The sequence below is a fragment of the Terriglobales bacterium genome, from assembly GCA_035764005.1.
Classification (GTDB): domain Bacteria; phylum Acidobacteriota; class Terriglobia; order Terriglobales; family Acidobacteriaceae; genus Gp1-AA112.
Map to the genome: position 1 here is coordinate 1 of DASTZZ010000004.1, position 16,700 is coordinate 16,700.

At 58.0% G+C, this 16,700-nt stretch carries 18 protein-coding genes; 13 read left to right on the forward strand and 5 right to left on the reverse strand.

The genetic code is table 11. The annotated features are described in order from the left end of the window. Positions 1-180 precede the first annotated feature (180 nt). A complete protein-coding gene (locus VFU50_00435; protein HEU5231294.1) occupies positions 181-891 on the reverse strand; it encodes a Crp/Fnr family transcriptional regulator in 711 nt (236 codons plus the stop codon). 96 nt (positions 892-987) lie between these two features. Between VFU50_00435 and VFU50_00440 the strand changes: the two genes are divergently transcribed. After that, positions 988-1,671 carry a chemotaxis protein CheB gene (locus VFU50_00440; protein ID HEU5231295.1) on the forward strand — a complete coding sequence of 228 codons (684 nt, stop codon included), beginning with the start codon at positions 988-990 and terminating at the stop codon, positions 1,669-1,671. 165 nt (positions 1,672-1,836) lie between these two features. Here VFU50_00440 and VFU50_00445 read toward each other — a convergent pair whose 3' ends face one another. Beyond that, positions 1,837-3,585 carry a thiamine pyrophosphate-dependent enzyme gene (locus VFU50_00445; protein ID HEU5231296.1) on the reverse strand — a complete coding sequence of 583 codons (1,749 nt, stop codon included), beginning with the start codon at positions 3,583-3,585 and terminating at the stop codon, positions 1,837-1,839. 63 nt (positions 3,586-3,648) lie between these two features. On the opposite strand from VFU50_00445, the gene VFU50_00450 reads away from it, so the two are divergent. Both VFU50_00450 and VFU50_00455 read left to right on the forward strand, forming a co-directional pair. Beyond that, positions 3,649-4,065, forward strand: a complete 417-nt coding sequence (locus VFU50_00450; GenBank protein HEU5231297.1) for a DUF3147 family protein — start codon at positions 3,649-3,651, stop codon at positions 4,063-4,065. After that, positions 4,062-4,544 carry a DUF3147 family protein gene (locus VFU50_00455; GenBank protein HEU5231298.1) on the forward strand — a complete coding sequence of 161 codons (483 nt, stop codon included), beginning with the start codon at positions 4,062-4,064 and terminating at the stop codon, positions 4,542-4,544. Before VFU50_00450 ends, VFU50_00455 begins: the two co-directional genes overlap by 4 nt. Positions 4,545-4,561: 17 nt before the next feature. Here VFU50_00455 and VFU50_00460 read toward each other — a convergent pair whose 3' ends face one another. Further along, positions 4,562-4,774, reverse strand: coding sequence for a hypothetical protein (locus VFU50_00460; protein ID HEU5231299.1), 213 nt, complete (start codon positions 4,772-4,774; stop codon positions 4,562-4,564). A 308-nt stretch (positions 4,775-5,082) separates the two neighbouring features. Between VFU50_00460 and VFU50_00465 the strand changes: the two genes are divergently transcribed. The 9 genes from VFU50_00465 (at position 5,083) to VFU50_00505 (ending at position 13,850) form a co-directional block, all read left to right on the forward strand. Then, the gene (locus VFU50_00465; GenBank protein HEU5231300.1) at positions 5,083-6,021 is read left to right on the forward strand and encodes a diacylglycerol kinase family protein; all 939 of its coding nucleotides are present in this window, start codon (positions 5,083-5,085) and stop codon (positions 6,019-6,021) included. Between the two features lie 143 nt (positions 6,022-6,164). Continuing rightward, positions 6,165-6,602, forward strand: coding sequence for an arginine repressor (gene argR, locus VFU50_00470; GenBank protein HEU5231301.1), 438 nt, complete (start codon positions 6,165-6,167; stop codon positions 6,600-6,602). Further along, on the forward strand, positions 6,602-7,639 hold the full coding sequence (argC, locus tag VFU50_00475; GenBank protein HEU5231302.1) for an N-acetyl-gamma-glutamyl-phosphate reductase: 1,038 nt from the start codon (positions 6,602-6,604) through the stop codon (positions 7,637-7,639). The genes argR and argC overlap by 1 nt, the downstream gene beginning before the upstream one ends. Next, positions 7,636-8,424, forward strand: a complete 789-nt coding sequence (gene argB / locus VFU50_00480; GenBank protein ID HEU5231303.1) for an acetylglutamate kinase — start codon at positions 7,636-7,638, stop codon at positions 8,422-8,424. Before argC ends, argB begins: the two co-directional genes overlap by 4 nt. Continuing rightward, positions 8,421-9,710 (forward strand): aspartate aminotransferase family protein, encoded by a 1,290-nt coding sequence (locus tag VFU50_00485; protein HEU5231304.1) that lies wholly within the window; start codon positions 8,421-8,423, stop codon positions 9,708-9,710. The genes argB and VFU50_00485 overlap by 4 nt, the downstream gene beginning before the upstream one ends. Next, entirely contained in the window at positions 9,707-10,732 is a 1,026-nt protein-coding gene (gene argF / locus VFU50_00490; GenBank protein HEU5231305.1) for an ornithine carbamoyltransferase, read from the forward strand. The genes VFU50_00485 and argF overlap by 4 nt, the downstream gene beginning before the upstream one ends. Further along, the gene (locus VFU50_00495; GenBank protein ID HEU5231306.1) at positions 10,725-11,948 is read left to right on the forward strand and encodes an argininosuccinate synthase; all 1,224 of its coding nucleotides are present in this window, start codon (positions 10,725-10,727) and stop codon (positions 11,946-11,948) included. The genes argF and VFU50_00495 overlap by 8 nt, the downstream gene beginning before the upstream one ends. Before the next feature lie 2 nt (positions 11,949-11,950). Further along, on the forward strand, positions 11,951-13,348 hold the full coding sequence (argH, locus tag VFU50_00500) for an argininosuccinate lyase (GenBank protein ID HEU5231307.1): 1,398 nt from the start codon (positions 11,951-11,953) through the stop codon (positions 13,346-13,348). Then, a complete protein-coding gene (locus VFU50_00505; protein ID HEU5231308.1) occupies positions 13,335-13,850 on the forward strand; it encodes an N-acetyltransferase in 516 nt (171 codons plus the stop codon). Before argH ends, VFU50_00505 begins: the two co-directional genes overlap by 14 nt. On the opposite strand, the gene VFU50_00510 is transcribed toward VFU50_00505, so the two are convergent. Beyond that, positions 13,851-14,102: a type II toxin-antitoxin system Phd/YefM family antitoxin gene (locus VFU50_00510; GenBank protein HEU5231309.1), complete on the reverse strand. Its 252-nt coding sequence runs from the start codon at positions 14,100-14,102 to the stop codon at positions 13,851-13,853. It lies immediately after the preceding gene. A gap of 184 nt (positions 14,103-14,286) precedes the next feature. Continuing rightward, positions 14,287-15,198 carry a LysR substrate-binding domain-containing protein gene (locus VFU50_00515; GenBank protein ID HEU5231310.1) on the reverse strand — a complete coding sequence of 304 codons (912 nt, stop codon included), beginning with the start codon at positions 15,196-15,198 and terminating at the stop codon, positions 14,287-14,289. Between the two features lie 293 nt (positions 15,199-15,491). Here VFU50_00515 and VFU50_00520 point away from each other — a divergent pair, with 293 nt between their 5' ends. After that, positions 15,492-16,688 carry a 2-isopropylmalate synthase gene (locus VFU50_00520; protein ID HEU5231311.1) on the forward strand — a complete coding sequence of 399 codons (1,197 nt, stop codon included), beginning with the start codon at positions 15,492-15,494 and terminating at the stop codon, positions 16,686-16,688. Positions 16,689-16,700: the final 12 nt, after the last annotated feature.

The following is a 16,700-nucleotide window of genomic DNA, read 5'->3' on the forward strand; positions in this document are numbered from 1 at the left end:
CGCGGGAGCGGCGGCGCATAGTTGCACCTCGATTCGGCGCATCCGCTCCCGACCGATGGGTCGTGGGGCGAGATGAAAGCAGAGAGAGAATTGAATTGTCAAGTGTGAGCCGTGGAAAACGTGTTCGGGGGTTGGGGCAGGGTGAGAGTGTGGTGAGAGGTTGGGCAGGCCCGCTTGAACTCAACTCGAACCGGTGAGGCGTTCGTATTCTTGCCTGACGATGAAATAGCACTCGCATGAAACGCGCTCCAGCTTGCGCCGGTTGGTAATCTCGATCTGGCCTTGCTTGTATGCGACCATGCCGCGCTGCTGGAACCTCTGCAGAATCTCATTGACGCCAGGGCGGCGGACGCCAAGCATCTGAGCTAGAAATTCCTGCGTCAACTTGAAGCGGCCGTCTTTGACGCGGTCGGCAGTCATGAGGAGCCATCGGGCACAGCGCTGTTCAATCGAATGGAAACGATTACACGCCACGGATTGCGAAAGCTGCGTGAACAATGCCTGTGTATAGCGTTCAAGCAGCCGCCGTAAACCGGTTCCGTTGGCGAGCTCGTGCCTGAAATCAGGAGCGCTCATTTTCAATGCATGGCCTGGCACTTGCGCAAAAGCCTGCAGCGGACTGGAATCAGCGCCCAAAAGAACCGGCACGCCGACCATACCTTCTTTGCCTACTGTGGCGATCTCTAACGCTGCTCCTTCCTTCATGGTGCTCACCAGCGAAATGACGCCCTCTTCCGGGAAGTAGACGTGAGCAATGGCCTGGTTGGGATCGTAGAGGACCTTGCGAGGAACCAATTCGACGCGATCCATCTTGGACAAGAGCTGCTTCTGAGTTCGCTCGGGAAGGCTGCCAAGCAAATGGTTAGCACTTTGGCGCTTCGGCCGCTTCATGGGGCATTCCTTGCCGGGGGAAAAACCCCGGTGTACAGTATGAGATGTACGGTACCGTACATTGGAGCGAGCGTCCACGGTGCGCCAAATTGCGCCATGGAAAACCATCTCATTGACCATCCGGAACACCCGTGGGCCGCGCGCCAGAGCGATATTGGCCTGATCGCCCTGGTGGGTTCAGCCGGCGCACTACAGTCTTTCCGGACGATTCTCCGTGCATTACCCCCGCATTTTTCAATTCCGGTTTTAGTGTGTCAGCACAGAATGACGCGGAATTCACCGCGGGACATACTGGTTCAAATCCTCCAGTCGGCCTGCTCGTTGCCGGTGATGCAGGCGTGTGATGACATGCTGCTCGCCGGCGGGATGGCATATGTCGCGCCGCCAGACCGACAGCTCACGGTGATCAATCGGCGAACATCCGTTCGAGAATCCCGGCCAACCGACAACTTCAGGCCATCATTCAATTTGCTTTTCGAGTCGTTAGCGGCCGACTACGGCAGCAGGCTGATCGTCGTGGTTTTGAGCGGCTCGCTGAATGATGGAGCGGTCGGCGTCGTAAAGGTAAAAGCGAATGGAGGCAGGGTAATCGTTCAAGATCCTGATGGCGCATCGCACCGCGGCATGGCGAACGCCGCGATTTCGACTGGCTGCGCCGACTTTGTTCTCCCACTGGAAAATATTGCCAGCGCCCTTACAGCCATCGCGATGGTACCGGGCGCAACGGACTTGTTTACGGCAACGTCGCCAGCCTGGACTGGCCGGCGAAGGTCGGTGTGAACTAACCGGTAAGGCGGGGCGGCCTCGCCTGGTGGCCCTGAGGGCCACCCGCCCGAAAATACCCCACTCAAACGAAAACCGCTGGGCCACCCCTCCGTGCGCCGCGATGCTTTAGCACGCGGCGTCGGCGCGATAGGGTTCCCTCGCTACGCTCGGGATGTAAAACTAAACCAACTGTCTGGCGCGATCCTTAAACGCTTCCTGCGCGATTTTTACTGCGTCAGGCTCGCCGCGAACCAGCGATTCGGCAAAATGCAGTGCCTGGCTAGCTTTGATCTTGCCGGGCATGGGCGCGGTCAGCGGATCAACTTGCGCTTCTAACAGAGCGGGCCCGGGAGTGTTCAGCCATTGCTCGACGGCGTCGCCGCAATTTTTGGGATCGTCAACGAAGAAGCCGACGCCGCCGCAGGCACGCGCGTACGCAGAGAAATCAATCGGGTGGAGACTGACACCAAATTCAGGATTGCCGAGAAAGACCATCTGCTCCCATTTGATCTGCCCCAGCACATTGTTCTTGATGACAACAACGCGAATGGGAAGCTCGTATTTCACGGCAGTCACAAAATCTGCCATTAGCATCGAGAATCCGCCATCGCCGACGAAGGCGAAGACCGGACGATCTGGATGTGCGGCCGCTGCGGCAATTGCATAAGGCAATCCGCAAGCCATCGTCGCCAAGTTCCCAGAACAGGAATGCATCTGGCCGCGCTTTGCGGGAATGTGACGCGCCCACCAGGTGGTAATCGTTCCGCTGTCGGAGGTAACAATCGCATTCGAAGGCAGGCGCTTGCCGAGTTCGTGCGCGATCACCTGCGGGCGCATCGGCTTGTCCTTGATCGTGGCGCGCTCCTGCATCAGCTTGTTCCATTCTTTCATCCCTTTTTGGGCTTTCTGGAGGAAGCTGCGGTCAGACTTGCGTTTGAGCAGCTTATTGAGTTCCGCGAGTGAATTCGCGCTGTCGCCGACCATTCCAACTTCCACTGGATAGCGCAAGCCAATGCGCTTAGGATCGAGGTCGATTTGAATCGCCTTCACCTCTCCCGGTTTGGGATAGAACTCGATGTATGGAAATGACGTGCCCACGATGAGCAGCGTGTCGCAGTTCTCCAGCGCTTCCTGCGAGGGTTTGGTGCCAAGCAGGCCGATGCCGCCGGTCGTGTAGGGACTGTCATCAGGAACGCACGCTTTTCCAAGCAGCGGCTTGATTATGGGTGCCGCGAGCAGCTCAGCAGCTTCTTCGAGTTCGTCGGTTGCATGCAGCGCACCCTGGCCGGCCATGATGGCCACGCGTTTGCCCTTATTGAGAATCTGCGCGGCCGCTCTCAGATCGGCTTCCATCGGCAGACGCGCGCTGCGCGAGTAGATGTCCATCGAGTGATGCTTGATGTTGCGCTTCGAGCGCTCTTCGTGCGAGATGTCCTGGATGTCGCTGGGAATGGTTATATGTGACACGCCGCGGTAGGCGAGCGCCGTGCGCACGGCGAGATCAACTGTGCCGACTACATGCGATGGCCCCATGATGCGGTTGTTGTAAACCGTCACGTCCATGAAGAGCTTGTCGAGTTCGACATCCTGCTGCGTGTGTGTGTTGATCAGGTCGTGATACGCCAATCCGGTGATGGCAAGCACCGGCTGCGAATCCAGCTTGGCGTCGTACAAACCATTCAGCAGGTGAATTCCGCCCGGGCCCGACGTGGCGAGACACACGCCTATTCTGCCGGTGAATTTCGAATAGCCGCACGCCATGAACGCCGCCGATTCTTCGTGCCTGGTCTGGATGAAGCGGATATGCTCCTGGCGCTGGCGCAGCGCTTCCATGATGCCGTTGATTCCATCGCCGGGAATTCCGAAGATTGTGTCCACACCCCACTCGATCAGCCGATCAATCAGAATCGCTGCCGCCGTCTTTGCCATGTACTCCTCCTGATGTGTCTGATGCGAGGCGTCAGCGCTATGTGGTCACGCGGAAGACGTGAGATGCAACCCCCGGTACACGGCCCAAAATGGCGGCATCTTACCGATGGTGACGCTTGCAATGCGCAGGAGTACGCAGTGACGCAGCTCATTATTCGATTCATCGTTGGCGGCCTATTCGTTTCGGCATTCGCCCTGATCGGGTCGATGCTGAAGCCGAAGAGCTTTGCCGGATTATTCGGAGCTGCTCCTTCGGTCGCGCTTGCGACTCTGGCGCTCACGATTTCCAAAAATGGAAAGCCGTACGCCGCGATGGAAGCCCGGTCCATGATAGCCGGAGCTGCTGCTCTGCTTATTTACTGCGTCGTCGTGCTGTTTCTGCTGAAGCGCACGCGCATGCGTACGCTCGCTGCCACAAGCTCGGCGCTAGCTGTCTGGCTGGGAGTTGCGCTTGCGCTCTGGTGGGGATTCCTGACGTGAACAGATTCGGAATCAAATTTCATGTTGGCGCACTGAAGACGACCTCGTGGTGGGAGCACGCGATCCGCTTCATCTTCGGCGGAGCCATCACCGTGATTGCCGGGCTGCTTGCGAAGAAATATGGTCCAGCATTTGGTGGATTGTTTCTGGCTTTCCCTGCGATCTTTCCCGCGAGCGCCACAATGCTCGAGCGCCACGAGCGCATGGAGAAGGAAGAGAAAGGCGTGGATCCAGGAAATCGCGGATGCGATGCAGCAGCTCTCGATGCTCGCGGTGCAGCTATGGGGAGTTTGGCTCTGATGATCTTCGCGGTGTTTGTCTGGTTGCTGCTCCCCGGCACGTCGGCGTGGATAATCGCCGGAGCCGGAGCATCATGGTTGGTTGCGGCAGCCACGTTTTGGGCGATGCGCAAATATCGCCGCCGCATTTTTGGAATCTTCATGCCGGCAAAGCAGGCGAAGTCTTCCGCGCTGCTTTAGGGCTGAGAGCTGCAGTCTTACCGCTTGCCTCCCTGCACCGCATTCAGACACTTTGCGTAGAGTTCAAGCAATTGTGCCGCATGATCCTCAGGCTTGGCCGCGTTTGCTCCGGTAAACCCAGGTGTGCCAGATGTGCGGCCATACTGAGTGCTGGAAGCGATGAACTTCATCATGTCGAGCGCAATGTCTTCGTTGCGGCGTGAACCAATCACTGCAGGCATTCCTTCCATGAAACTTCTCCTCAAAAAAGACGTAGCAAATTCGATGCTACCACGCAGTTCTTCACGCGCTCTGTCACGCTACATTCCTCAATCATCAGTTACGAATCGCCCACTCCGTCCACGCATTGTCATGTTGAGCGGAGGAGGCTCCCGCGCGTTTCCGGGGACCCGCGAGCGCGTGGTTTGCGCTCGTGGGTCGGGCGCGGGAAACCGAAGTCGAAACATCTTGTGTTTTTTCTGGCGAGTGATCCGAGAAACTAACTCTCGACCGCTCTGTATTTTTCGGAAATACTGACCTTCTAGAACGAAAGCCTGGAATGCGCAAAGCGCTCCTCATTTACAACCCGTTCTCCGGATTTCGCCGGCATCGCCGCGCGCACCAGGTCGAAGCAGCGGTTCAGGAACTTCGCCGTGCCGGAGTGGACGCGGAAAGTATTCAATCGCGCGGGCCTTCCGCCGCAGGAGCTCAGGCGCAAGAAGCCATCGCTCACGGCTATGACACGATTTTTGCTTGCGGCGGCGACGGCACCGTTCATGACGTGCTGCAGGGGATGGTGGGTGAGCACCGGGCAGCGCTCGGCGTAGTTCCTCTCGGAACTGCGAACGCGTTGGCAGCGGACTTGAAAATCCCGCGCGATCCCGTGCTCGCAATCCAGCGACAGCTCACGTATAAGCCGCGTACCATCGCGGCCGGAGTGATCGAGCACTTCCGACAGGAGACTCCGAAGCTGCAGCGTTATTTCACCGTCATGGCAGGAGTTGGTCCAGACGCTCTGCTCGTATACACGCTTTCGGGTAACACAAAAGCCCGCTTCGGAGTTGCTGCTTATGCTGCTAACGCTTTTTGGGAATATATCCGCTACCGCCACGCTCCTTTTTCAGTAACCATCACCGATGCTGCAGGCACGAACGAAGCGGTTGAATCCGCTCAAATCATGGCAGTCCGCATCCACAATTTTGGCGGCCCGCTCAAGAAGTTCGCGCGCGGAGCGGACCTGACTCGCAGCGATCTGCGCGTGGTCGTCTTTCGTGGGAGCGTTCGGCTCTCCTATCCGCTCTATCTCATGGCAGCTCTGTTCGGCTTACGAGTGCGTATCCCAGGAGTGGAGCTGATCGATGCGACCGAGATCACGTGTCGTCCTCTGCCGGGCAGAGAAGATCACCGGATCTACTGCGAGGCAGACGGCGAATGCCTTTGGCGTTTGCCCGTTCGCCTATCCATCGTTCCCGATGCCTTCAGATTGCTGATGCCCTGAGGACACGATCGTCCCCTCGGACTGTGACGCTAAGCCCTGCCGAACCTGAGACTTGGGCGTACTCACTTTTCCACTGTTGCCGCAAAAACTATTTGACACAGGCGGGTTGTATATTTATACATATAGATGCATATTCATGCATCATGTCCAAGCTTACGAGGCAGCAATTGATATTGCAGCTTATTGAAAACGGGAACGTAGCGAGCCAGGAGGATCTCCGGCGCGGATTAGTGCGTCACGGGCAAAAGGTCACTCAGGCGACGCTCTCCCGCGACATACGTGAGCTTGGAATTGTGAAGACTGCAAACGGCTACGCTCGCGCAGACGTCAACGCCGAAGCGGCGCTGCCCGCGGCCGAGCGGCTGGTGCGGGAGTTCGTGCTCAGCGTGCGCGAAGCGCAGAACCAGCTTGTGATCAAGACGAGCGTTGGCAGCGCGCAGCCCGTGGCTGCGGCCCTCGACGCCGAAGGCTGGGAAGAGATGCTGGGGACGATCGCCGGCGACGACACCATCCTCATTATTTGCGAGAACAGCCGCGACGCCGAGCGCGTCGCCGGCCGCATACGGGAGATGCTTGCTTAATGGGACAGCAACTCCAAACCGCGGTCGTTGGCGCGACCGGTTATGCCGGATTTGAACTCGCGCGCCTGCTCGGCAAACATCCTCGACTCGCTAAGCCTCTACTCTTCACGCGAGAATCGGGTTCTTCCTCCGATCTGACGGACTACTACCCGCACGTTCTCGGCAACGGACAGCTCCGCGTGTATCCCTTCGATTGGCAGAAGCTGAGTGACAGCGGTGTGGATGTGTTGTTCCTCGCTACTCCACACGAGACCTCGCGCGAGTGGGCTCCGGAAGCTCTGAAGCGGGGAATTCGCGTAATCGATCTGAGCGGCGCGTGGCGACTGAAGCAGGAACAGCACCGGACTGTTTACGACTTTCACGACGCGAATCCCGCGGTTGCTAGTCAGGTAAGCGATGCCGCCGTTTATGGGCTTCCCGAGCTGCGGTCGAAACAGATTTCGGGATCGAAGCTCGTCGCAAATCCTGGTTGTTACGCAACGTCGATCATCGTTCCACTAGCGCCCCTCGTCGCAGCAAAGGTGATCGATCGCAAGGCTGGCATAATTTGTGACTCGAAGTCCGGCGTTTCCGGTGCGGGCAAGCATCCCACGGCGACGACTCACTTCGTGGAAGTCGCCGACAATCTCTCGGCGTATGGCGTCTTCACGCATCGGCATCTGGGAGAAATTCTCGAACAGCTCGACTTGCAAGATGACGAGCTGACGTTCACGCCGCATCTGCTGCCGATTCCGCGGGGAATTCTTTCGACGATCTACGTCCGTTTCGAGCAGCCGATAACGCCTGCCGAAGTCGAGTCGATCTACAGGAAGTTCTACGCGAACCGCCCATGGGTGCGACTCTTCGGCACGAAGCTGCCGCAGATTCGCTACTCGCTGTACACGAATTTCTGCGACGTAGGCTTCAACTTGAGCGCCGACGGCAAGCGCGCTGTGATCGTCTCGTGCCTCGACAACTTGATGAAAGGCGCTGCCGGACAAGCAGTGCAGAACCTGAACGTGATGTGCGGATTTGAAGAGCGGGAGGGCCTGAATTGAGAGTCGTCGTAAAAATCGGAGGCGCTGCGCTCGACAACCGCGAACTGGTGAAGAAATGCGCGCGGGCCATCGTCGATCTCGCCGATGGCAATCACCACCAGGTTGCTGTCGTTCATGGCGGCGGCACGGAGCTCACGCGCACACTGCATCAACTCGGCAAAGAAAGCAATTTCATCAATGGCCTGCGTGTGACCGATTCGGAAACGCGCGATGTTGCGTTGATGGTACTGGCAGGCAAGGTAAACAAAGCTCTGGTCGCAGAGATTGCCGCTTTGGGAAAGCCTGCGATCGGCATGTGCGGCGCCGACGGCATGAGCTTCCGCGCGCGCAAGAAGAAGACCAATGGCTGCGATCTCGGGTACGTGGGCGAGATCTGCTCGGCAGACTCGCGCTGGATCGAAGCCATCTGGACTGCTGGCGGCATTCCGGTGATCTCGAGTGTTGCGCTCGGCACTGATGGTCAGTATTACAACGTGAACGCTGATCAAACGGCCGCTGCCTGCGCGGTGGCTTGCAAAGCGCATGCGCTCATCTTCCTGACCGACGTTGCCGGGGTGAAGAGTGCCGATGGCTCCGTCATTCGCTGGCTGCAGATGAAACAGATTCAGGATCTCGTCAAGACCTCGGTGGTTAACGGCGGCATGCTTCCCAAATTGGAAGCCTGCCAGGAGGCCTTGCGCCGTGGCGTTGGACGCGTGCGCATCCTGCCGGCGAGCGAAGCAAATCTTCTTCCCGATTTCTATACCTGCAAGATCGATTGCGGTACTGAGGTGATGGTGGCATGAAGCTGGCGAAGGTGAAAGAGAAAGAGGCACGGCTGCTGCTGCCGACCTACGACCGTCAACCGCTGCTGCTCGAACGTGGCAAAGGTGTACATCTCTACGACTCCGACGGCAAGAAATATCTGGACTTCGTGAGTGGTATCGGCGTGAATGCGCTCGGCTATGGCGATCGTGCGGTGCTGAAGACGATCGCGAAACAGTCGGCGAAGCTGATTCACACGTCCAATCTCTATTACCACGAGTTCACAGCAGAGATCGCGGAGAGGCTCACTCGCATTTCTGGACTCGATTGCGTCTTTCTCTCGAACAGCGGCACAGAAGCGTTTGAAGCAGCGCTCAAGATCGCGCGGGCATACGCGAAGAAAACCGCGAGTTCCGGATCGGAACCGAAGTGGCGAGTGCTGGCGATGGAGAACTCGTTCCATGGCCGCACGTACGGCGCGATGTCCACTACAGGGCAATCGAAGTATCGCGATGCCTTCGCGCCCGTTGTTCCTGGCGTGGAGTTCGTGAAGTTTAACGATGTCGAAGACCTCAAGCAGAAGTTCAACGAGAGCGTCTGCGCCGTCGCGCTGGAAGTAGTACAGGGTGAAGGTGGAATTCAGCCGGTTACGCGCGATTTTCTCGAAACCGCGCGCGCTCTTACTGCAGGCAGCGGCGCGCTGCTGATCATCGATGAAATTCAGAGTGGGATCGGGCGCACGGGCGAGTGGTTTGCATTTCAGCATTACGGAATCAAGCCTGATGTGCTTACGGTCGCAAAGCCAATCGCAGGCGGACTCGCACTTGGTGCGGTTCTCACCACGAACGAGGCCGCGAGCTGTCTCAAACCGGGAATGCATGGAAGCACCTTCGGTGGAGGTCCGCTGGCGTGTGCTGTGGCGTGCACCGTGCTCGACGAGATTGAAAAGCGGAAGCTGGTTAAGTCGAATCGCGAACTGGGCAAGTACTTCGTCAAGCAGCTTGAGAAGTTGAAAAAGAAGCACAGCTCACTCCGCGTTGTGCGGGGACTTGGATTGATGGTTGCGGCGGAACTCGACGACGCAGAGCTCGCCAAGGCAACGGTCTCTACCATGCTGGAGCGGGGCATCATCATCAATCGTACGCATGACACTTCGCTGCGTTTTCTGCCGCCGTACACGATTGGCAAGAAGCACATCGATCAGGTTGTCGATGCGCTGGATGCGACCCTGAAGCAGCTTGGGAAGACGCAGAAGAAGTCGCAGAAGAAATCACACGCGCAGCACGCGCCGGAGCCGGAGCTGGTTGCGCAAGGGAGCGCACGTTGAGCACTCGACCTATGCAGTCCGTTTCCACCGGTCCGCTGCCGGTTATGCAGACCTGGTGTGAGGACCTCATCTCCATCAACGATCTCGGTCCGAGCGGCGTAGCCGCCGTACTTGATCTCGCCGCGCTGGTCAAGGCGCGTCCGGAAGATTTCCGTGGCGCGCTCGCCGGCAAGCAGGTCGTGATGTTCTTCGAGAAACCCTCGCTGCGCACTCGGCTCACCTTCGAGGCTGGAATCACCAGCCTCGGCGGACACGCTTTCTTTGTCGATCAGACAGCCTCGCGCATCGATGCGCGCGAGAGTTTGAGTGACATCGCGCACAATCTCGAACGCTGGGTTGATGGCATCGTTCTGCGTACTTTTGCGCACGCAACTGTCACCAGCATGGCCGAGCACGCCAGCATTCCGGTTATCAACGCCCTCAGCGAACTGGAGCATCCGTGCCAGGCGCTGGCCGACTACCTCACGCTGCAGGAGAAATTCGGCGATCTACACAACGTGAGGCTTGCTTACGTGGGCGACGGAAACAACGTTGCGCATTCTCTGCTGCTTACGGCTGCTTGTCTCGGCAGCACGATTCGTGTAGCAACGCCGGAAGGCTACGGCCCAAATCCGGAAATCGTCAAGCAAGCGAAGGCGATTGCCGCAACCACCGGCGCGACAATCCAAGTCCTTACCGATATCACGAAGACAGTCGCTGGAGCGGATGCGGTCTACACCGACGTTTGGGCCAGCATGGGACAGGAGAGCGAAGCCGCACAGCGCAAGCAGATCTTCGGCGGATATCAGGTGAACGACAAGCTATTCGCCTCTGCCGCGCCGCATGCGCTCTTCATGCACTGTTTGCCTGCGCATCGCGGCGATGAAGTTACTAACGACGTAATCGATTCAGCGCGCTCGGTGGTCTTCGATCAAGCTGAGAATCGCCTTCACGTTCAGAAAGCAATCTTGCTGATGCTGCTCGGCGGCAGCATCCATCGTTTCAACGCCGGGTTGAAGAATCCAAGGAGAATTCATGCCTGAGAAAGTAGTACTCGCATATTCAGGGGGCCTCGACACCTCCATCATCATTCCCTGGCTCAAGGAGAACTACTCCTACGACGTAATCGCCATGGTCGCTGGCGTCGGCCAGGGCGAGGACCTCGACGCCGTTGTCGCCAAAGCGAAGAAGACCGGCGCATCGAGGGTCGTGGTGCGTGACATGCGCGAGGAGTTCCTCACCGATTACGTCTTCCCAGCGATCGCTGCTGGAGCGGTGTACGAGCACAAGTATCTGCTCGGAACTTCGCTTGCGCGTCCTGTGATCGCGAAGCATCAGGTAGAAGTTGCACTGCAGGAGAATGCCACCGCAGTCGCTCATGGCTGTACCGGGAAGGGAAACGATCAGGTACGCTTCGAGCACGCGTATCAGGCTCTCGCTCCGCAGCTCAAGGTCATCGCTCCGTGGCGCGAATGGGATCTGAAGTCGCGTGAAGACTGCCTCGCGTATGCCGAGAGCCGCGGTATTCCTGTGGCTGCGAGCCGCGAGAAGATCCACAGCCGCGACCGCAACCTGCTGCACATCAGCCACGAAGGCGGAGAGCTGGAAGATCCGACCAATGCGCCGCTCGAGACAACGTGGCAGTGGACCAACTCTCCGCAAGAAGCGCCGAACGAGGCCGAGCAGGTTGAGATCGGCTTCGCTCAGGGCGTTCCCGTTTCGGTAAACGGCAAGAGCCTGTCACCGGTCGCGCTGCTGGAAAAATTGAACGACATCGGAGCCAAGCACGGTGTTGGCCGCGTCGATCTCGTCGAAAACCGTTTTGTTGGTATCAAATCGCGCGGCTGCTATGAAACGCCTGGCGGCACGCTGTTGCTGACTGCTCATCGCGAGCTCGAAGCGCTCTGCCTTGATCGCGATCTCATGCACTTCAAGCAGCACCTCGCGCTCAAGTACGCCGAGCTGGTTTACTTCGGCCTCTGGTTCACGCCTTTGCGCGAATCGCTAGATGCCTTCGTGACCAGCACACAGAAGGACGTCACTGGCACGGTCGGGCTAAGCCTCTACAAAGGCAATGTCTCGGTCACGAGCCGCAAATCGGAGTACTCGCTCTATCGCACCGATCTGTCATCGTTCACGATGGGCGAGAGCTACGACCAGAAGGACGCGGCCGGATTCATCCGTATCCTTGGCCTGCCGGCGCGCTCGCGTGCGATCCTGCGCAAGCAGACTCCAGAAGAAGAGGCGGTCTCGGCGTGAAGATGTGGTCAGGCCGGTTCCGCCGGCCGTTGAATCCGGACTTCGAGCAGTGGCAGCGGTCGTTTCCGTTCGACAAACGACTTCTCCCGCAGGAGATCGCCGCCAGCAGCGCGCACGCACGTGCGCTCGCGCGCGCAGGTGTGCTCTCCGCCGCGGAGCTGAAATCGCTGCTGGAGGCGCTGGACCACATCAAGCACGCGGCGGTGAGCGATCCGCAATTCGTACAGGACAGCGAGGCTGAGGATGTTCATCACTTTCTCGAGCGTCGTCTGGTCGAGCTTGCCGGTGAAGTTGGACTCAAGCTGCACACTGGCCGCAGCCGAAACGAGCAGATCGCGACCGACCTGCGCCTGTTTGTGCGTGACGCCATCGACGAGCTTCAGAGCAAGCTGGTTGAGTTTGTCGAAGCGATTGCCGAGAAGGCGACAGCAGCAGGCAATGCCGCGATGCCGGCGCACACGCACTTGCAAGCGGCTGAGCCGGTACTAGTCGCTCATTGGCTGCTGACGTACGCCGAAATGCTGTTGCGCGATCACTCGCGCCTCGGTGACTGCCGCGCGCGCTTGAACTTCTGTCCGCTCGGTTCCGGTGCAGTCGCGGGAGCGACGCTTACGCTCGACCGCGAAGGCATGGCTGCGGAACTCGGCTTCACGGCTCCCACTTTCAACAGCATCGACGCGACCAGCGATCGTGATTTCGCCATCGAGTTCGCGCAGGCTGCTTCCATTTTGGGAATTCATCTGAGCCGCTGGGCGGAGGAGACGATCCTTTTCTCCACTCGCGAGTTCGGATTCGTGCGCTTGCCCGAAACGTACTCGACCGGCAGCAGCGCCATGCCGCAGAAGATGAATCCTGATGCGCTGGAGCTGGTCCGTGGTAAAGCCGGACGGCTGGCAGGAGCTGCGACAACGCTGCTTATGACTGTTAAAGGCCTGCCGCTCGCCTACAACAAAGATCTGCAGGAAACGCAGGAACCGGTCTTCGATGCCGCTGATACTTCATTGCAGTGCGTGAAAACGGCAATCGGCGTTATGCGCGACTGCGAGTTTGATTTTACGCGCATGGGCGCAGCAGCCGAGTGCGGATTCATGAACGCTATGGCTGCGGCAACGTATCTGTCATCAAAAGGAGTTCCATTTCGGTCTGCTCATGAGGTTATTGGCAAAGCAGTCAGCTTTTGCCTGGATCGTGGCTGCGAATTATCTGATGTGACGCTCGACGAGCTCAAGCAGTTCAGTCCAGCGTTTGATCAGGATTTCTATTCCGCCGCCACTCTCGATGCCGTCCTGGGTTGTCATGATGTTCAGGGCGGCACTAACCCCGCGCGCGTGCGCGCGGCGCTAGTTCATCTCGATGAGCGCGTTCGCGCGCTTCAGGAGGCACTCCATGCTCACGCGTAGAGCGATCCTGCCGGATGTTGAGCAGATCCATAAACTCATCGCGAATTACTCACCTGACGGCACGCTGCTGCCGCGCACCCTTGCCGAGCTTTCGGAAAACGTGCGCGATTTCACTGTCGTCGAAGAAGACGGCGAGATCATCGCCTGTGGCGCGCTGCACTTCTATGGCCGCCACCTCACTGAGATCCGCTCGATCGCAGTCTCGCCCGAGCACAAAGGGAAAGGCGCCGGCCGCGTGCTGATCGAGGCTCTGCTCGAGGAAGCCGAGCACCACAAGATCCGGTGCGTGTGCCTGTTCACACGTATTCCGGAATTCTTCGCTAAGTTCGGATTTGACTATGCGAGCAGAGAAGTACTGCCCGACAAGATCTACAAGGATTGTCTGAAGTGCCCGCGACTCCACGCGTGCGATGAAGTCGCCATGTATCGGGGATCGCTACCAAAGGTGGCGCCGGTGAAACTTGAGGATATTCAAGTGCCGCTGCACGCGTTGCGGGCTTGATCATCTACGGCCGACGTCGCGCTCCGATTTCCACTTCTCCCAGTCAAACGGGCCGAGTTTCAGTGCCTCGGCTCGCTTTCGAATGCGTACCATCGCTTCCTCAGCATTACTCGTCTGCGCCTTTCGAATAGTGGGCACCAGCCGCGCGATTGATTTGCTATTGCGAGTAATCAGTATCTCCTCGCCTTGGCAAACGTCATCCAGAATCGCCGAGAACCTCGTTGCAGCTTCTGCCTCATCAATCTCTCGCATGGGAATAGCTGCCTCGCCGAAATCCTTATTTCTTTTTCTGGGTGCCAGCCAATTTTGCCTTTAGCGCCTCGCGCTTCTCGCGCATCTTCACGAGTTTCTTGCGGCGTCGGTTATCGCGAGCCTTATCTCCGTTGATTAATGACATGAGTGCTCTCCTTTGGTTTGAAGAACTGTATCAGATTGACTAGCGCTCCACCGCGTACATGTAGTCCTCACGCGAGTGCGCGAATGACTGCGCCACTCGCAGGAAGGCCTTCGCGGCATGCGAAAGCTGCGAGCGCTTGCGATAGACGATACGCAGCTTGCGCTCGAACTGCAGTTCCGGAACGGGAACGTTGACAAGCTTCGTTCCAAGATCTTCCTCAACAGAAATGCGCGGCAGAAGCGCGACTCCATTTCCCATCGCCACAAATTTCTTGATCGATTCAATCGTCGGCAGCTCGACATTCATGTTGAGCGGCGTCTTCGATTTGCGGAACGCGTCGATGACCTTGAGCCGATATGGAGACTGTACGTTGTGGGCGATGAAGACTTCGGCTCCTAGCTGCTGGATCTTTACTCGCTCCTGACCTGCGAGCGGATGCTTGCGGTGAACAATGAACGTAAGCTGGTCGGAATAGACCGAGATCGATTGCAAATCCGGCGAATTGGGCCTGAATGAGACCACACCAAGCTCAGCGTTGTGGTTGAGCAATTCGTCGGGAATCCGGCTCGCGAGCGAACGCTGGACAGCGATCTTGATGGTTGGATATAACCGCCGAAATTCATCCAGAACCGGGAGGAGATATAGGCACGTGAACTCGTTCGCCGCGATACTAAGGCGGCCTCGATTCAGCTCTCGGAGTTCGGTGAGTGCTCCCTGAGCCTCCAAGCGCAAATTGACGAGTTTCTGCGCGTACTCGAATACGACTTGTCCGGCATCCGTAAGCGTGCCGTCGCGCGACGAGCGATCGAGCAGCGCCTCACCCAATTCCTCTTCGAGCTTACGAATGGTCTGGCTGATCGCCGGCTGGCTGCGGTTCAGCTTGTGCGCGGCGCGCGAAAAGCTGCCTTCCTGAACGACGGCAATGAAGGTTTGGAGTTGGAAGAGGTCCATGGGGTGCGGCAGTCAGCATTCAGCAGTCAGCACTCAGCATTGGCGATTGTCTGTATGTTGCCCATTTCTGATTCCCTACAGTTTCGGCGCGGGTACGTTTAAAGCGATCGGCAAGACCATTTGTCGGTGTTGCTGATTGCTGACCGCTGATTGCCGAATGCTTATATTCCCATAAGCTTCTCAAATACTACCATTCAGCATTATGATTCCATAAAAATTATAAGCTTGGATTATAATTATCCGAGTCGTAGAACAGTGGGTTGGCTGTACGAAACCCGACCTGAGGAAGGCCTATGGAACGAATCACGATCTTCGACACGACGTTGCGCGACGGCGAGCAATCCCCTGGATGCAGCATGAACATCCCCGAGAAGTTGCGGATGGCACAGACACTCGATGCTCTCGGTGTGGACATCCTCGAAGCCGGATTCCCAATCGCCTCCGATGGCGACTTTTCCGCCGTGCAACTGATCGCGCGCGAGATTCGTCGACCCACGATCGCCGCGCTAGCCCGTTGCAAGAAAGAAGACGTGGAGCGTGCGGGCGAAGCTCTACAGGATTCCGAGCGCAGCCGCATCCATCTGTTCCTTGCTACCTCCGACATCCATCTCGAGTACAAGCTGAAGATCTCGCGTGAAGAATGCGTGAAGCAGGCGCGCGAGGGCGTGTCTTTGGCCAGGACTCTGGTGGATGAGGTCGAGTTCTCGCCCGAGGACGCGACACGTTCGGAATTCGACTTTCTATGCGAAGTCATCGAAACGGCGATTGAATGCGGAGCGACGACCATCAACATTCCCGATACGGTCGGCTACACGCTGCCTGCAGAGTACGGAGCGCTGATCGCGAGTCTCCGAACCAAGGTCAGCAGCATGGATAAAGCCGTACTCTCCGTGCACTGCCATGACGATCTAGGGCTGGCGGTCGCGAATACCATTGCGGGAATCGACGGCGGCGCGCGGCAGGTGGAGTGCACAATCAACGGCATTGGCGAGCGCGCAGGCAACGCGGCGCTGGAAGAAGTCGTGATGGCAATGCGCGTTCGCTCCGATCGTATGCCGTATGAGACCGCGATCAATACCAGGCTGCTCTATGCAGCCAGCCAGCAGCTTGCGCGGACGATCAGCTTCGGACCGCAGCCTAACAAGCCCATTGTGGGAGAGAATGCCTTTGCGCACGCGGCCGGCATTCATCAGCACGGTGTTCTTTCCAACCCACTCTGCTACGAAATCATGACGCCGGAATCAGTCGGCGCTCCGGGAACCAAGCTGGTTCTTGGCAAACACTCGGGACGGCACGCGCTCAAAGCACGTTATTCCGAATTGGGATATGAGCTCAGCTCGGCCGAATTGCAGGAAACATACCTTCGCTTCATCGAGCTGGCAGACCGCAAGAAGAGCGTTTATGACCAGGATCTACTTGCGTTGCTGCCCGCGGATCGTAGATCTATGCGCGCCAATGTATCCGCAGGTCAGGCAGCTCAGGCAGTGTAAGAGAGGAACACG

What these genes read in the sequence shown, in the direction of transcription:
- VFU50_00435 (HEU5231294.1), bottom strand. Translation starts at nt 891, where the DNA reads ATGAAGCGGCCGAAGCGCCAAAGTGCTAACCATTTGCTTGGCAGCCTT.
- VFU50_00440 (HEU5231295.1), top strand. Translation starts at nt 988, where the DNA reads ATGGAAAACCATCTCATTGACCATCCGGAACACCCGTGGGCCGCGCGC.
- VFU50_00445 (HEU5231296.1), bottom strand. Translation starts at nt 3,585, where the DNA reads ATGGCAAAGACGGCGGCAGCGATTCTGATTGATCGGCTGATCGAGTGG.
- VFU50_00450 (HEU5231297.1), top strand. Translation starts at nt 3,649, where the DNA reads ATGCAACCCCCGGTACACGGCCCAAAATGGCGGCATCTTACCGATGGT.
- VFU50_00460 (HEU5231299.1), bottom strand. Translation starts at nt 4,774, where the DNA reads ATGGAAGGAATGCCTGCAGTGATTGGTTCACGCCGCAACGAAGACATT.
- VFU50_00465 (HEU5231300.1), top strand. Translation starts at nt 5,083, where the DNA reads ATGCGCAAAGCGCTCCTCATTTACAACCCGTTCTCCGGATTTCGCCGG.
- argR (HEU5231301.1), top strand. Translation starts at nt 6,165, where the DNA reads ATGTCCAAGCTTACGAGGCAGCAATTGATATTGCAGCTTATTGAAAAC.
- argC (HEU5231302.1), top strand. Translation starts at nt 6,602, where the DNA reads ATGGGACAGCAACTCCAAACCGCGGTCGTTGGCGCGACCGGTTATGCC.
- VFU50_00485 (HEU5231304.1), top strand. Translation starts at nt 8,421, where the DNA reads ATGAAGCTGGCGAAGGTGAAAGAGAAAGAGGCACGGCTGCTGCTGCCG.
- VFU50_00495 (HEU5231306.1), top strand. Translation starts at nt 10,725, where the DNA reads ATGCCTGAGAAAGTAGTACTCGCATATTCAGGGGGCCTCGACACCTCC.
- argH (HEU5231307.1), top strand. Translation starts at nt 11,951, where the DNA reads ATGTGGTCAGGCCGGTTCCGCCGGCCGTTGAATCCGGACTTCGAGCAG.
- VFU50_00505 (HEU5231308.1), top strand. Translation starts at nt 13,335, where the DNA reads ATGCTCACGCGTAGAGCGATCCTGCCGGATGTTGAGCAGATCCATAAA.
- VFU50_00510 (HEU5231309.1), bottom strand. Translation starts at nt 14,102, where the DNA reads ATGCGAGAGATTGATGAGGCAGAAGCTGCAACGAGGTTCTCGGCGATT.
- VFU50_00515 (HEU5231310.1), bottom strand. Translation starts at nt 15,198, where the DNA reads ATGGACCTCTTCCAACTCCAAACCTTCATTGCCGTCGTTCAGGAAGGC.
- VFU50_00520 (HEU5231311.1), top strand. Translation starts at nt 15,492, where the DNA reads ATGGAACGAATCACGATCTTCGACACGACGTTGCGCGACGGCGAGCAA.